The following is a 15690-nucleotide window of genomic DNA, read 5'->3' on the forward strand; positions in this document are numbered from 1 at the left end:
AGCAGGGCGTTCCTCGACGGAAGCGGCCAGCGATTTCGATCTTAGGAACACTCCTGGCTCCAAAGGATTCCTACAGATATCAAGTTCTGACCGGTCCACCAGGGCAAAGTCCTGTACGTCCACTGGTTGATGTCGGATTATGGGTTTCAGGGCGCCCAAACTGGCTCGGAGTCGAGGGATAGGAAAAGTGTTCGCATGAAAGAAAGCCGGTCCAGCCGAGCCACGGAGGATATCGCTTTCGCCCAACTTGCCGGCTCATTCACTGCCTATGCTCTTATGCTGTTGGCGTTCCTTGTCCTCCTCATATTCCGACCCAGTGCCTACGACCCGAGTACCTACTGGGCCATGGCACTCATGGCGTTCCTCTTCGTTACCGCATTATTCATCGTTATAGTACGAGGCGTCCGAGGCCTGAAACGCCTCAACGCATCGGTGAAGGAGGACCGCCGACGCAGCGCCGCGGGTCTCATACAAGAGCGGGACGACCCTCAACTACCAGAAACACCGTCCGGCCCCGGGACGGAATAGTTATACCGACGCTCGATCCCCCGGGGTCTGGGCACGTCCATCGAAAGACGGAACCGCCGTCACCATGCTCCTGTTCCTTGCTGGCTCTTCGACGGCAGCCAGCGAGATGAATGGAAGCCCTCCGCGCCTAACCTTCCTCGAACCAGCCCCGCGCAGGATTGGACACCTCAGGCGCCTCACGGAAGACACCAGGCTGCGCAACCCAGCCAACACCGTTCGCGATCACTTTCTGGATCTGCGGCTGGTGGTACACCGGGTATTCCTGGTCGCCGGGGCTGAAGTAGAAGATCCGGCCCTTGCCGCGCGAGAACGTCACGCCGGAGCGGAACACCTCTCCCCCGGTAAACGAACTGATGAAGATCAGGTCATCGGGCTCGGGGATGTCGAACAGTTCGCCGTACATTTCCTGCTGCGGAATCACGATCGGGCTCTCGATACCTGCCGCGATGGGGTGAGACGGCTTGACCGTCCACACGAGCTCACGTTCGCCCCCGTTGCGCCACTTCAGCGAGCAGGTGGTCCCCAGCAACCGGGTAAAGATCTTGGCGAAATGCCCCGAGTGCAGCACCACCAAGCCCATGCCGCCGAGCACGTGGCGCTGCACGCGCTCCACCACCTCATCAGCGACTTCGCCATGCGCAATGTGCCCCCACCACAGCAGCACGTCGGTCTGCTCCAGCACCTCTTCGGAGAGTCCGTGCTCGGGATCGGCCAGCGTCGCCGTCGTGATTTCGGAGTCCGGGTAGAAGCCGCGCAGTCCGGCAGCAATGGCGCCGTGGATCCCGTCGGGGTACATCTCGCCGATGGACGCAGGCTCGTTCCGTGCCTCGTGCACGGCCTCGTTCCATACGACAATCTTCAATTTCGAATCAGACATTTCAGAGCACCACTTCACGTTGTTCGAGGGCGGATTTGTAGCAGGCATCGAGCACCAGGGCACGGCTGAGGGCGAGCGAGCCGTCATGGCTTCCCCATACAGTTTCGCCACCGCGCACGGCGGCGATGAAATCGTCGACGACGGCCTGGTGGGCTCGCCCGGGCTCGGCCACCACTTCGAAGTCGGCGTTTTCGCCGTCCTTCTCGGTGAAGACGTGAACGTCCGCTACCGGGTTCTCGGAGGCGCCGACCGAGCGCAAGTCCGCGCCGCCGTCGGTCCCGTAAACGGTGAAGTCCATCAGGTCCCGCTCGTCGCGGTAGGTGGCCCAGCCCGCTTCCAAGATCAAAGTACCGCCCCCTTCCAGCCGGATGAACGCCGAAGCGAAGTCTTCCACTTCAAACTTATGACTCGAGTTCGAAGCTGTGTAGCGGGCGTTGCCGCCGAGGCCGCGCGGGCCAAGTTCGGAGTGGGTCGACGCGGAAACGGCCAGCACCTTGGGCTCGCCGAGGAGGTGCAGCGAGTAGTCCAGGACGTGCACGCCGATGTCAGCAAGCGGTCCGCCGCCGGCGAGTTCCGGGTTGGTGAACCAGCTGCCCAGCATCGGAATCCCCTGCCTGCGCAGCCAGGATGCCTTGGCGTAGTACGGGCGACCCAGCGTCCCGGCGTCGATCACTTCCTTGAGCGCCTGGATGTCGCCACGGCGGCGGTGGTTGAACGCGACGTCCAGGACACGGCCTGCCTTACGGGCGGCGTCCACCATCTGTTGACCCTCGACGGCGTTGCGCGCCAACGGCTTTTCGCTCAGCACATGCAGTCCACGCTCGAGCGAGGCAATGGCGATCGGTGCGTGCAGGAACGTCGGCACGGCGACGCTGACGGCGTCGAGACCTTCAAGCTCGATCATGTCCTCCCACCGGGCGAACGCGTGGGGAATGCTGTACTCCTCCTTCAGCTGGGCAAGAAGGTCAGCTTCCATCCCCGCGACGGCGACTATTTCGACGCCGTCGATATTGCTGTACGCCTTGAGGTGCTGCTGGCCGGCCCAACCGATGCCCACAACTCCCACCTTGAGGGTTGCGGACGGGGCCTGCTGCTGAATGCTCACGTTATTCCTGTTCTTTCTGGGGTTTCTTAGAGTCTGTGAGGGGTTTGGGGACTTCGTGACGGGGCCTAGCCCTTGACCGCTCCGGCCGTCATGCCGGAAACGATGCGCTTCTGGCACACGAGCACCAGGATCACGAGCGGGACGGTGATGATCACGGACGCGGCGCTGATGGTGCCGAGGGGTTGGTCGAACTCGCTGGTGCCGCTGAAGAACGCAATCGCCACCGGCACTGGACGGGCTTCGGGCGAGGTGGTCAGAGTGACGGCCAGGAGGAATTCGTTCCAGACCGAGATGAACACCAGGATCGCCGTCGTCGCCAAGCCGGGGACCGCCAGCGGCAGGATCACTTTGCGGAAGGCGACAAACGGCGTGGCACCATCCATGTACGCGGATTCCTCGAGTTCACGCGGGATCTCCTTGAAGAAGGACGTCAGCGTGTAGATCGCCAGCGGCAACGCAAACGTCAGCTTCGGAATGATGAGGCCCAGCAGAGTGTCGTACAGCCCGATCTCGCGCCAGATGGAGAACATCGGGGCCGCGATGGCGATGGCCGGGAACGTGGTGACCGAGAGGATCAGCGTCAGGATCATCGCCTTGCGGCGCATCTTCAGCCTGGCCAACGCATAGGCGGCAAAGGACGCGAACACCAAAGCCACCGTTGTAGTCACGACGGCGATAATCACCGAGTTGCGCAAGGCCAGGAGGAACTCGGGGTTCTGGAAGACCACCAGATAGTTCTCAAGCGTCGGCTGGCTCGGGAAGAGCTCGCCTTGGGACAGGCTCGCGCCCTTCTTAAGGGAGGTGTTCACCAGCCAGTAGAACGGGATGAGCGAGAAAGCCATGACGGCCACCACGAACACCCACACCAAGGGGTGCAGTTTCGATTCCCCACGCAAGCGACGCTTCGGCGCCTTGGGGCGCTTGGCGAGTTCCGCCGTCGGGCGTTCTGCAGTCAGTGTGCTCATTGTTCCTCCTTCGCGACGTCGCGGATGTTGCCGCCGGCAAAGCGGACGTAGATGACCGAGACCGCCATGACGGTGAGGAAGGTCAGGATGGACAGCGCCGAGCCTTCGCCCACCAACCGGTTTTCGCGCAGTTGCGTGTAGGCGAGCATGGACATGGATTCGGTGCCGTTCGCACCGCGGGTGAGGACGAACGGCAGGTCGAAGACGCGGAGGGCATCCATGGTGCGGAAGATCGCGGCGAGGACGATCGCCGGGCGCAGGAGCGGCAGGGTGATGTTGACGAAGGTCTGCCATTTGCTGGCGCCGTCGAGTTCCGCGGCCTCGTACGTTTCAGCGGAGATGACTTGCAGGCCGGCCAGGATGATGAGCGCCGCGAAGGGCGTGGTCTTCCAGACGTCGGCCATGACGATCACGGCCATCGCGTAGCCGTGCTCACCGAGCCACACCACGTCGCCGCCCGGCAGCCCCAGCGTGGAGAGGACGTTGGTGACCAGGCCCATGTTGGGCTGGAACATCGTTTGCCAGGTGATGGCGCTGACCACGGTGATGATCGCGTACGGCAGCAGAACCACGGTGCGCAGGACGGCCCGACCCTTGAACGCGAGATTGAGCAGGAGCGCCATGGCCGTACCGAGAACCAATTCTAGGCTGACCGACAGGCCCGCGAAGAGGAACGTCTGGCCGAACGCAGCCCACCACTCCCGGCTTGCGAGGGCGTTGATATAGTTTTCCAGGCCGACAAAGCGGGACAGGCCGGCGGTGCGGACGCTGTACTGGTTCAGCGAGAGCCAGATCGCGTAGCCGATGGGGACCGCCGCAACCAGCGCCATGATGACCAGCGATGGGGCGGTCATGCGGAACGCGAGTTTCCGCTCGGCGCGGTCGCGGCCGCTTGTCTTCGCTGGGCCGCGGCTTGGTGAGATTGTTCTGGTGGCCATAGCTAGAAGCTCGCCTTGGCGGCGGTGATTTCCTCGGCCATCTTCTGCACGGCTTCCTCGGTGGAGGCGGTGCCGGAGAGGACGGCGTAGACGTTCTTGTAGATCGCCTGCGAGATCTGCGGGTAGACCGGCGAGATCGGGCGCGGCTTGGCACCCTTCACTGAGGCGAGGAGTTCCGTGGCGAACGGCATCTTCTCGAGTACCGCCGGGTCAGAGTAGGCAGCTTCGTTGACGGGGGCCTGCGAGTAGTCCATGGCCACGTGCTTCTGCCAGTCCGGGGTGGTGGCGAAGTCGATGAACGCGACAGCTCCGGCCTGGTTGGTGGAGTGGGCCGAGATTGCCAGGTTCCAGCCGCCCAGCACGCCGGAGGCCTTGCCGCCTTCCCATGCCGGCAGCGGCGCGACGCCGAAGCTGGACGCGAGCGGTGTCGCGTTGAGCAGGCGGTACACGTGCGGCCAGTTGCGCTGGTATCCGAAGTCGCCGGACTCGTAGGCGAGGCGGGCCGGGTCCTCGTTGTAGGTGAGGACCGCGCGGTCCGCTGAGCCGTTCTTGAGTCCGTCGCTCATGAAGTTAAGGACGTCGCGGGTTTCCTTGGAGTCGATCTTGACGTCGCCCTGGTCGTTGAGGACTTCTCCGCCTGCGCTGTAGAGCATTTCGAGGAAGTTCACCGTGAGGCCCTCGTACTGCTTGCCCTGGTAGACGTAGCCGTTGCCGGGAGCCTTGGCGGCTTCCGCGTAAAGCTGCTGCCAGGACTCGGGCTTGGCCACCTTGTCCTTCTGGTAGTAGATCAAACCGGCGTTGGTGAAGAACGGCGAGCCCCAGTACTTGTCCTCATACTTGGTGGTTTCCACAGTGGAGGGAATGAGCCGGTCCTTGTTGGCCTCCACCAGCTTGGTTTGGTCCAGCAGCCAGCCTTGGGAGGCGAACTCGGAGGTCCAGATGACGTCCGTGACGAAGAGGTCGCACTCAGTGGACTTGCCTTCGAGCCGCTGCACGATTTGCGTGCGCGCCTCATCCGTGGTGGCACCGATCTCGGTGTACTTGGCCGTGACCTTGCCGTTCGCCTTGGTGAACGCCTCTGCCGTGCCCTTGTAGATGCCGCTCGCGTCCTTGACGCCGCAGATGTTGACCGCGCCGCTGGCATTAGCGCCCGACGCCGGATCGGCAGCTGCCGCTTGCTCGGCACCTTGGGGCGGGGCTCCCCCGCCGCAGGCGCTGAGGAGGAGGGCTGCGGCTATTGCGGCTGATGCGAGGGCTTTTCGTGTTGTGGCTTTGTTCTGGAGCGGTAAAGCAGGTCGGTTCAAGTCCACAAGTGGCTCCTTTGGTGGCTGTGGGTGGGTGCGTTCAGTGCGCGTTTTGGCTGTCCCGCGTGCTGAGAGTGGCTTCTTTGCCGGTGGTTCCTTTGAGCTGTGGAATCGATTCCAAATGTGTTCAAAAGAATAGGCCTGCGGCCGTGGAATCGATTCCAAAGTAGTGTGACAGGGACCACTGAGGGCTGTCAACCCTCTTTATTTCGTGGAGTCTCGTATGACGAGTTCGTGCGGGAGGAAGGTTCTTCCCTTGCGGTGTGCGCCCTCGACTGTCATTCGTTCCAGTAGTTCAGCGAAGGCTACACGGCCCATTTCATAGGCGGGTTGGCGGACTGTGGTCAGCTCCGGGACGCACATTTCTGCTTGGGCAGAGTCATCGAAACCGGCTACGGCGATGTCGTCTGGAACCTTTATGCCTGCGTCAGTGAGTTCCCGGACGCATCCGGCTGCGACCACGTCGGTTCCGCAGAAGACTGCGTCCGGAAGGTCTTTTGTTTCCAGGAGTTTCTTCGTAAGATTTCGGCCGGCGTGAAACCCGAAGTTGCCTTCTCCGAGCAGGATCTTGTCTTCTTCCAAGCCCGCTTCCGCGAGTGCTTGTCGAAAGCCTTCTTCGCGCAGCCTGCCCGAGCGGGCTCCCCTATGGGCGAGCATGGCCAGCTTCTTGGCGCCCGTGTCGATCAGATGTTTGGTGATGTCGTAAGCGGCCCGGCGGTCATCAATGGATACGCCGAAGGCTGCCTCGGCGTCGACGATTTCACAGACCTGGACCACGCTCATTTGCTCGGCGACTGTGTTCACGTCATCGTCCGGCATTGTCGGCGAGAAGATCACCAGACCGTCAACGGATCCGTTGCGCAGCATATCGACTAGTTGCTGTTCGCGATCGAGGTCGCCGTCGGTGGCCGCGATCAGGCTGACGTAACCCGAATCCGCCGCAGCGTCCCCGACACCTCGGAACACTTCACTGATCACGAGCGAGTCCAGGTTCTTGGCGAGTGCCAAAACACGCATGGTCCGGTCTCTTCGGAGATCCCTTGCTGAGGCGAGCGGGCGGTAGCTGAGCTCCTTTATGGCGACGTTGACCTTCTCCTTGGCCGCCGCACTGACAGCCGAACTCCCGTTCAAGACGCGCGACACCGTCCCCACGGACACACCAGCAGTCCTGGCGACGTCCTGAACTGTCGGCCGAGCCATTCGTAGTCCTTCCGCGAGCAGTGACGATGGTCCTCGCCGCCACGTCAGTGCAGTGCCACCGGCGTTCCTCAGCTTAGCTGCTGACGATAGGGGGTGCCGAAGCACCATCTATCGGATTGCAATGATTCCGGGAGACCCGGCCGTCGGCTTGGTTAATCATCCGGTGGCGTAGCGGGCCTTGGGATGTTACTGCAGAGCAGCCGCCTGCGAAGAGGACTAGGCTCAGGGGCTCGTATAGCCAAGGGGCGATTCCATGCATGACAAAGGAGGCCACGGTGACCGGAACCCTGCGTTCACCCTTCTGCCCATAGCATAGGATTGGTTCGTGAACGAGGAAAAGAATCAGGAGCGGGCTTACGCTTTGATCGCCTCGTACCGGGCAGACGGAGACAGATATAGAGACCGCGCTCGGTCGGTAGCAACCCTTCTTGCAACCTTGTCCGGGGCGCTTGCTGCTGGCCTAATCTTCTCCCCCGTGGGTCAGGGGTTTCCGGAGGCGACAAAGTATGCAGGCTACGCTGCGATCCTCGCGCTAGGGATCAGCGTGTGTTTCTTTCTGAGCGGGTCAATGTACAGGCTCCCGAATCAGAAACCGGATGAAAAAGCCGAAGACCCCAAGCCGAGTCTTCGCGACCTAGTCGACGCATCCGAGCGAAACGCCACTTCAGTTGTAGACGCCATCACTTTACGGACACGACTCGGTAGCGGATTTGGCATCGCCGCTCTGTTACTCCTCATGGCAATGGGTCCAATCGCTGCTATCTACCCCACGCCGCCCGTTCCCATCTCCGTTCAGCCCCTTGAGTCACTTGCTGTCCCGACCTGCCCAAATATTCAGGGCAACTTCGACGGAACGGCTTCGGCAAGTGATCTTGCCGGAACGGCTGCTTTGATCCCGGTTAGCGTATCCAGAGAGGTCTGCGGCCATCCTAGCCCGAGCGGGTCCCTCACAATTTACCTCCAGAGAACCAAAATCCTGATTACGACGGCCCGTGGCTAGTGACTCTCAGTAGACTCGTGATCCACTATCGACCCCTCGTTGTCATCGAGGTCGATTGGGAGATCGCCTTGCAGGACGCCGTTGACTCCGTCCAGGCAGACCCCGCTGCTGTCTTCCTGGACTCACAGTTAGAAGAAACTGCCCTACTGCATTTCCTTGCGTACCCTGCGAATGCCCACGGCCAAATCACTACAGGTGACCAGATCGAACATGAACTGGCCAAGATCCAGCCCGACTCCGGAACCCGTATAGTTTTGGTTGCGTGTCAGCCGGTCTTCCCCCCGCTCGCGAACAGTGCAGTGAACGATCTCGCCTCGGTCCAATTAGGAGACATCTCCCGCAAGTATGCTGCGAGAGTCCAAGAGCCCGCCGAACTGCAGACGGAAGCCGAAAAGCACATGCGAATAGCCGTCCGTCAGCTTGGCATACAAACCGTCGCTGGCAACGTCGGCCCAAGCGGGCAAGACGATTTTGACCTACTTGACTATGAAGTAAGGATGCCATGGAGATTCTGAACGGCGGGGCATGGATAGCAGCAGTAGCGGCTCCGTGGGCCGTGGCACCTCACCCGAATTTTTCACAGGACAACGTCGAGGCATCAGGGCTCCTTGCACTTGTAGCCCGCTGCCGCCCCGATGACCTCCAGCGATACTCGGACCTACTCCCCCTCTCAGAGGCTGACTGGGCGGTCAGGCTGATTGATGCAGCCAAGCGCTCTGTAATATTGGGCTCCGTTCGAAGGGGTGCCGATGATCTCTGGACGCTCACACGCAATGAAACCATGCCCGTTGAAGCAGCCGTTGCCGCAGCGATGTTTGCCACCGTCGCCGAAGTCGAACTTGATGAGCGCGCAACCGCACTCCTCCGGTTGGAACCCTTGAAAAAGCGGTTTACTAGCGGCTCCTCGCGAACCTCTGCTCTAGCTGCCGCTCTACTGCACCAGCAGATAGCAGCACGAAAATTTGAGATGCTCGATTACGCAGGCTCACTGGATGAACTAAATTACGTTGAGACTTTCCTGGCCGTTGAAGGTGAATGGAGTCAATTTACTGTCTCACACGGGATTAGTTGGAACTCAGATCTCGTTTCTCAAGATATCTGGGAATCGTTAACCTCCCAAAGTCGAGAACTACGATCCCGAATCGAAGGTTTCAGTGGGGAAACTTGGGTTAAGGTTGTGAAATCCCGTACATCTTGGCCAGACATGCGAGCAGGCTTCGTGTCTGCTTCTCGAGATAGAAAGTACGTTGAAAACGCATTCGAAACTCGAATCGGGTCTCGTAAACTCGGACGCACGTTCAGAAATGAAGATCCAATAATCTCTCCAGCACTTGAGGCACTCTTAACAGCAGAGCTAAGAGGCGATGTTAACGAATTTATGAAGGGTAGAGAGTCACTAGCACAAATACGCATACTCCGAGAAGCAGAGAATACCTCGTCTTCAAGTGCTTGGGAGATCCAGGACGGCCTCAGATTACTCCGTCAAGCCCGTGCGAAGGAAAGCCTCAAGAGAAGCCTGGACTGGATCTCCATGCGAGGACCGGACATCGCATTGTCGAAAGACGCAGAGCTAATTCTTGGACGTTCCAGTTTTCCGTCTGACATTACCGAGTTCGACCTGCTTGTCCTTTCGGCTGCCGCGCCATACTTGGGCACTACTGACCTATCAAAATCGCTAAAGGCCACTACAGACTTTCTCCACCGACTTCGAGAGGCCCCACGGCCGGTCCATGTCGATGAACGTATCCTGTGGTCATCTATGGTGAAGCTGTTACCAGAGACGGATCTCGATGATCTTGTCGCGCGCCGCGCGCTCCTCGCTTTCGCAGACCAAGTGTCGCTTGAGCTGGTTGAGAGCGATCTTGTGAGACTCATTGAGGCAATCAATTGGAGCATAGTCAGCCGCGAAACAATTGACGAATGGCGAGCATGGGGAAAGAGCCACCTTGGACGTGAAGCTCTCGCGTCCATTCCAAGTCGAGCCGTGAATGTGCATCTACCGGCAGATCACGCACGCCAACTCCTTTCGGCAAGCGATTCCGACCTGGCCCTCTACCTTGTGTCAAATTCCCAAGAACTCTTCGATGTAGATTCAGCCGTGATTGCACGCGCCGAACATACCTGCATCAGTGACCTTCAGAAGATAAGGGACTCGGCCAAGCAGGGTATGATCTCTTTCGGGGATACAGACTCGGCAGAACTATCCACCGTATTTGCTCATATTTACGGCAGGCAACGGGTTTGGACGGCAGTTGCGGCGTATCTGTCGGATTCCAGCGTGCCTCGAGAATTAAAAGCTCGTGCATTGACTCGGTTCGCAGAATATGGCAAAGATGGAATTCCGATAGAGGCGGCATCAATTTTGCAATCTAACTGGGAGAACCTAATGGGTTCTGAGGTGCGTGGAATTTTCAGCGAACCCGATGAATCCTCAAAATTTACGGAAGCCATACGTGCTGGATCTGTACTGCACATTATTCCGAAGGACCAATCCCTCGCCGAAGCCACTGAACTTGCCGGAAGTCTATCTCCCGATGAACGGGTCGCCGCGGCGCAGATGATCCCCGACATTGCAAATGCTTACGCTGAATGGGCATGGAGTCAACTACTTCTTCTGCAGTTGTCTCGTGATGTCGACGCTACAGTTCGATCGCACGCCTCTCGCAGCTTGGCTGTTGTGGGAAGCATCTCTACAAACATCACTCCTCTGGTGTCCGCAGCCCTTCTCACGGCCTTGCGCGCAGGCGGTATTAGAGTGCCCCTACTTACTCTCCACGGCTTACAAAAGGCAGCGGCAAGTGGCCAGTGGAACGATTACAGCTCCGAGATCCGCTCGGAAGTTCATAGGGTATCCGCCGAACATCCGGCTAGGATTATCCGACTAGCCGCTTCACATGTCGAGGAACACAAGCACACTGACCTCTGAGCTGGTGCTGAGTGCAGTATGCGAACCTCACGACCAGCTAAAGCTGGCAACTCTATTCTTCCTCCAGCCCAGTAAACAGGGAGCCGATTCCTGACAAAGCGAGCAGCAGCCGCGAATTCTCAGGCTCTCATAACAGCACTTGGAGGAAGGTTGCGTTTGCCGCTGGCTGTCTTGACGAGCCGTGCGGCGCGAGCAGCCTTTTGTCCCTAGCTGACATCGCGGGCCGGTTCTCCTGGGCCGTGAGGTTGTCGCCGGGCTCCGCTCTCTTGCGGGAGTAGGCCCACACGGTCCGCCACGAACTGGAGCGGATGGCCGGGTCCCAGACGGCTCGGCGCGCAGGTCAGGATTGTTCTCCTTCGTGTAGCCGCTTCTGGGTGTGATGGTTTCGAACGGCTGGCCGTCGCTGAACGCGTCGCCGTGCCAACGGAAGTGCGAGGCCAGGCCGGCCGGGGTCTACATCATCCGCGAGCCGACGATAAAGCGCAGGTTCGCCTCGTCCCGTTCGCGAAGGATTGACGTCGAGAGCATTCCGGCGTCGGCCACGACGACCATGTCGACCAGGCTGTGACGGGACTTGAACTGCTTGATGATCAGGAGCATGGTTTCGGTCTCGGCCTTGTTGCCTTCGAAGCAGCCGATCTCCAGCGGGAAACCGCGCCGGTCTATGATCCAGTCGCCGACGATCTGGGGGCGACTCTGCGCTCATCGGAATAGCCGACCTTGCAATCTGCACTGCCGTCGCCCGAGGCCGCCCGCACCCTCCTGATGAACACCACAGCGGTGACACTAGAACAAAACCACTTAGTGCGTGAAAAAGCAGCATTCCGCCAACATCACCGCATATCAGTGCCTCGGCCTACCGCGTAGCCGCGGGCCGTGAGCCAACTCAGGTCCGACGGAGTATCAAGATCATCGGACGCGAAGAGGATCAGGAGAACACAGTGGGGGAATTCATTCAGACGTCGCTCGATCCTGCCGCCAAACAGGCCTAGGCATTATGCAAGCATGGGTGAACGGATGACTTCATTAACCCTTCCGTTTTATATGCCGCATTGATCGTCGATTTCGACAACGTCATCCACATGATCTGTTTCCGTCTCAGGCGCCGATGCCGGGACATCTGGCCAGTTCTGCATATCGTTGAAGCCCTTACACGGCCCAAGGCACCCATCGCAATTCAAATCATGGTGCTGGGCCGCACGGCGAACTCTTGGGTCGTCCCGGGCTGGCCCCAAGTCAACCGAACCCTCGACTATGCGCGCCTGACGATAGCGACGGCGAGCGACTAGCGACACTTCCTCAAAACCCATGTTGCGCGCATGGTGATGGTCAGGAGAGCAAGACCGAGCGCCCACTTTTCCGTTCCGGCGCTGAACTCTTGCAGGTACTTACGCCTGCGTTCACCTGCTGCGAACTCTAGCGGGATGCCAGCCGCCCGCGCCTCCTTCGGAAGATACCGCACAAAGTCCGTGTACCTTGGGGTGGCACCTTCGTCGGCTTCCATCGCCTTTCTCATCGGAACGACGTAGACCTTGTCCGTCTGCACGCGTTCAGGCAATGCGCCGGGGAGCGGTCTCGACTCGTTTTCTATAGTTTCTGCTGCATGCCCGGAGCATACCGGTTGACGTGGTGAGGTTTCGATTGCGGTGATCCTGTTCTCGCCGGGCATGTTGGATCGGACGCAGGAATCGATAGTTCAGCTCCCACAAACCACACCTAAAGAACCGTGCGGTTTTCGAGCCGCTTGAGGCCTTCTTCGGCAGCAACGCGGGTAGTTCCCCTATGAGCCGATTCATAATGGAGACGCGCCGACTCAACATCACCATCCCGTTCCGCTTGGCGCCCCAAGGCAAGGTGAGCTCTACCGACAATTCGGCTGTCGGATGACTTTAGCGCGCGCCTATAGGCCGGCCGCGCCTCATCAAAATGTCCTCGGCTCTCCGCGAGGCTCCCCCATGTGATTGCTGCCAGTCCTGCCGTTCGGCTGTCAGTACCTTCCATTGCACGCATGTAAGCATTTCGTGCCCCTCTAATGTCACCTGAACGTTCCGCCAGAGATCCCAGCGCTATGGCCGCCCGGCCCATGGTCCGATCATCTGGCACATCGAGAGCACGCATATAAGCTCGGCGAGCCTCATCAAGGCTTCCTTGTCTCTCGGCTAGTGCGCCCCAAGCGAGGGCAGCAGCACCAGCCTGGCGAGAGTCCGAGGTATCCATGGCATGCATGTAGGCACGCTGCGCCTCAGAGAAGTCCCCTTCTCTCTCAGCTAGCGCCCCAAGAGCCATCGCTCCCTGCGCCTCCAGACGTGGGTCAGACGAATTGATCGCCCAAATGTATGCTTTTCGAGCCCCAGCAAAATCACCCTCCCTTTCGGCTAACGACCCGAGAGCCATGGCAGCTTGCCCTGACGTTTTCGAGTCCGAAATATGCATAGCCCTCTCATATGACTCGCGGGCAACATCAAAAAACCTCTGTTTTTCGGCAAGGGAACCGAGGGCAATAGCAGCCTGACCCGCCATTCTTGGCTCAGCACTACCCAAAGCCCGACTATAAGCATCACGCGCACCCTCAAAGTCATCCTGCTTTTCCGCAAGAGAGCCCGCAGCAAGAGCCGCTTGCGCCGATACCTTCGGATCGGGCGAATCAACAGCGCGGAGATACCACACTTTGGCTTGAAGAGCCGAACCCAGACCCTGATAGATTCGGCCAAGGTTGAATGCAGCACGAGCAGTCACCGCGACATCGCCCGATTTATACAGCCTTTCATTCTCGGCAATTGCATCTGATGAGTCTGAGGATAAACCCCTAATGATTCTTTCATCAGCGGAGGACAACGTCCGAGAAATGCTCGAGGCTAAAGTTGAAAAATCAAGCAACCTAGCGCTCAACTGGTTTGCAAGACGCTCGATCTCAGCCTGCGTTTCAAGGAGCTTTACTGGAGGAGCCGAATCACCCCAGACGGTTCTCATCATAGCAACGATCCGATGAACTTCATCGTCCACGCGCTTGGATTCAGCCGCTGAAGCTCTGGCTAAAGCCACAAAACCACTTGGATCTAATTCACGTACCATTGTCTACTCCTCCTCAGGAGAGAAACTTAAATCGAAGTTCAATACATAGCGTTTTCGGAATTCGGCAGCATCACCATAAAGTGTGGCCTTTGAATATGCATCGAGAAGATCTTCAGCATATTGGCGAACCCGCTCAGGAAGAGATCGCGATGAGGCCGCTTCCAAGAGTTGCGCCTCAGGGGGAGACAATGGCTGAACTTCCGTGCGACGTAGGATTTCAGCGGCATCTTGAAGGATTCGAGGAGAGCACACTGGGTCCGGACCAGCCTGTTCTTCAGCGTGGCTCTCCAAAGTGAGTTGAAGCATGAAACGCTCGAGAAGAACGGTCTTCTCCTCAGGAGTTTTTTTATTGGCTTCAGGATCAAGCACAATTGTAGTTAACCCCACGGAGCGGTCAAGTCTCTCCAATACAGGGTCCGCATCCAAGCGAACAATGAAGGAGTGAGGCCGTTCCTCAGTTGGCACATCGGACATAAGCTGACCCAGTCTGTGCCACAGTACGCGTATGTTTACGTCACCGAATCCGTAGCCAAGGAAAAGTATGCTCTTACCAAGGAGATCGCTTCGTAGGCGAATATCGAGGGGGTTGCTAAACTCTAGACGGTCAAAAAAGCTTTTTTCGGTCAAGACAAGTGAAGAATCATGCTGCATATCGCCGTGAAATTTCATAACGCGGCGCCGTCCAGCTCGGTCCAGGGCGAGATCGCGAGTGGTTGCCATTCTTGCATATGGGATGCCGAGCTGACGGTACGTTTCCTCAATTAGCTCATCAAAATTTGTTGTATAAACTACTGGAAGATCCAGATTGGAAAGCTCTATGTGGGCTGAAGACAGAAAATTTTGAGGCGGAGCCAACGACGTAGCCATTCTGTGCCGCAATGGCCCAATCTGCTCACCGGCCAAGAGGAACATGTACTCGGCTATGCGGAGGGGGTCACCGTTGCAGGACGACTTAACATCATCAAATTCCAGTTTGGGATCATCCATTCGTGAATAGATGTCTTCAAGTAATCCCAACCACCCGGGCAAGCCAGCAGCTGTCGAAAACCCAGCGCCAATGAATGGCAGAACCTTTTTGGCTTTGAGTGCCCTCATCAAATGGTCACTTAGCACCGGCGACACCCCTTGAACGTTCCACCCGACACATCCTACCGGCACAAGCACCCTTAGAAGGGTAAGGCCTCAGAGCTGGACATCACACTGGTCGCAAGCTCTACATCCGCCCGTCCCGCTATTCGTTATTTAGCCGCCAGGTGCTGTGCTGGGCCCATTTTGCGGGGCCGGTTTTTGCTTGTCGCGTCCGGCGGATGCATCAGATGCAGGGTATTCCTGTTGATATTGTCCGAACTGTCCGGCGGCGATGCCACTTTCGAGCTCTCCGGCTGTGAGCATTCTTGATGTATCGACCTAATAATCACGCGAATGCCTCACCCATCGTGTCCGCGAGACGCCGCCAGACCGCTTCGCGGCCACGGCCCCCTCGTAGTGGCCATCATGCCGCCCACGTGCCCTGGTCAGGGCAACGGCATGGACCCATGCATGAAGCAGCTTTCGAAGAATACCTTCAGAAGTGGTTGTGGTGACGGTAACGAAAATTTGAGAGTCGCGAGTCAGAGCGCCAATGATCACCCGCACGCGTCAAGGCGGCTGACATGGGGAATCCTGGTCTGCTGAGGCTCCCTGACGAGCGCTGCTCAACGCTATCTGAGACCCACCTTCGGACCTCAACGAGATGCCCTCCTAAGCCGAAACACGTGCCTCGCCAGCAGGAGAAC

At 58.7% G+C, this 15690-nt stretch carries 12 protein-coding genes; 2 read left to right on the top strand and 10 right to left on the bottom strand.

Features of this window, described 5'->3' with window-relative positions:
* Positions 1-655: 655 nt before the first annotated feature.
* The 6 genes from ABQM86_RS18085 to ABQM86_RS18110 form a co-directional block, all read right to left on the bottom strand.
* Positions 656-1405: a ThuA domain-containing protein gene (locus tag ABQM86_RS18085; RefSeq protein ID WP_369745191.1), complete on the bottom strand. Its 750-nt coding sequence runs from the start codon at positions 1403-1405 to the stop codon at positions 656-658.
* Position 1406: 1 nt separating this feature from the next.
* On the bottom strand, positions 1407-2510 hold the full coding sequence (locus tag ABQM86_RS18090) for a Gfo/Idh/MocA family protein (RefSeq protein ID WP_039242955.1): 1104 nt from the start codon (positions 2508-2510) through the stop codon (positions 1407-1409).
* A gap of 65 nt (positions 2511-2575) precedes the next feature.
* Positions 2576-3475: a carbohydrate ABC transporter permease gene (locus ABQM86_RS18095; RefSeq protein WP_369745192.1), complete on the bottom strand. Its 900-nt coding sequence runs from the start codon at positions 3473-3475 to the stop codon at positions 2576-2578.
* Positions 3472-4413 carry a carbohydrate ABC transporter permease gene (locus ABQM86_RS18100; protein WP_369745193.1) on the bottom strand — a complete coding sequence of 314 codons (942 nt, stop codon included), beginning with the start codon at positions 4411-4413 and terminating at the stop codon, positions 3472-3474. Before ABQM86_RS18100 ends, ABQM86_RS18095 begins: the two co-directional genes overlap by 4 nt.
* Positions 4414-4415: 2 nt before the next feature.
* Entirely contained in the window at positions 4416-5723 is a 1308-nt protein-coding gene (locus ABQM86_RS18105; RefSeq protein ID WP_369745194.1) for an ABC transporter substrate-binding protein, read from the bottom strand.
* A gap of 198 nt (positions 5724-5921) precedes the next feature.
* Entirely contained in the window at positions 5922-6917 is a 996-nt protein-coding gene (locus tag ABQM86_RS18110) for a LacI family DNA-binding transcriptional regulator (RefSeq protein WP_369745195.1), read from the bottom strand.
* Between the two features lie 325 nt (positions 6918-7242).
* Between ABQM86_RS18110 and ABQM86_RS18115 the strand changes: the two genes are divergently transcribed.
* Together ABQM86_RS18115 and ABQM86_RS18120 are read left to right on the top strand one after the other, a co-directional pair.
* Positions 7243-7917 (top strand): hypothetical protein, encoded by a 675-nt coding sequence (locus ABQM86_RS18115; protein ID WP_369745196.1) that lies wholly within the window; start codon positions 7243-7245, stop codon positions 7915-7917.
* Between the two features lie 502 nt (positions 7918-8419).
* Positions 8420-10843 carry a hypothetical protein gene (locus ABQM86_RS18120; RefSeq protein WP_369745197.1) on the top strand — a complete coding sequence of 808 codons (2424 nt, stop codon included), beginning with the start codon at positions 8420-8422 and terminating at the stop codon, positions 10841-10843.
* 453 nt (positions 10844-11296) lie between these two features.
* Here the strand turns inward: ABQM86_RS18120 and ABQM86_RS18125 are convergent, their stop codons facing one another.
* The 4 genes from ABQM86_RS18125 to ABQM86_RS18140 all read right to left on the bottom strand — a co-directional run bounded on the left by ABQM86_RS18125 (position 11297) and on the right by ABQM86_RS18140 (position 15010).
* Positions 11297-11527: a transposase gene (locus ABQM86_RS18125; RefSeq protein ID WP_369746687.1), complete on the bottom strand. Its 231-nt coding sequence runs from the start codon at positions 11525-11527 to the stop codon at positions 11297-11299.
* A 601-nt stretch (positions 11528-12128) separates the two neighbouring features.
* Positions 12129-12389 (bottom strand): hypothetical protein, encoded by a 261-nt coding sequence (locus tag ABQM86_RS18130; protein ID WP_369745199.1) that lies wholly within the window; start codon positions 12387-12389, stop codon positions 12129-12131.
* 170 nt (positions 12390-12559) lie between these two features.
* Positions 12560-13915 carry a tetratricopeptide repeat protein gene (locus ABQM86_RS18135; protein WP_369745200.1) on the bottom strand — a complete coding sequence of 452 codons (1356 nt, stop codon included), beginning with the start codon at positions 13913-13915 and terminating at the stop codon, positions 12560-12562.
* Positions 13916-13918: 3 nt separating this feature from the next.
* The gene (locus tag ABQM86_RS18140) at positions 13919-15010 is read right to left on the bottom strand and encodes an SIR2 family protein (RefSeq protein ID WP_369745201.1); all 1092 of its coding nucleotides are present in this window, start codon (positions 15008-15010) and stop codon (positions 13919-13921) included.
* Between the last annotated feature and the right edge of the window lie 680 nt (positions 15011-15690).

It is taken from the genome of Paenarthrobacter sp. AMU7 (assembly GCF_041200195.1).
In the GTDB taxonomy this organism is placed as follows: Bacteria; Actinomycetota; Actinomycetes; order Actinomycetales; family Micrococcaceae; genus Arthrobacter.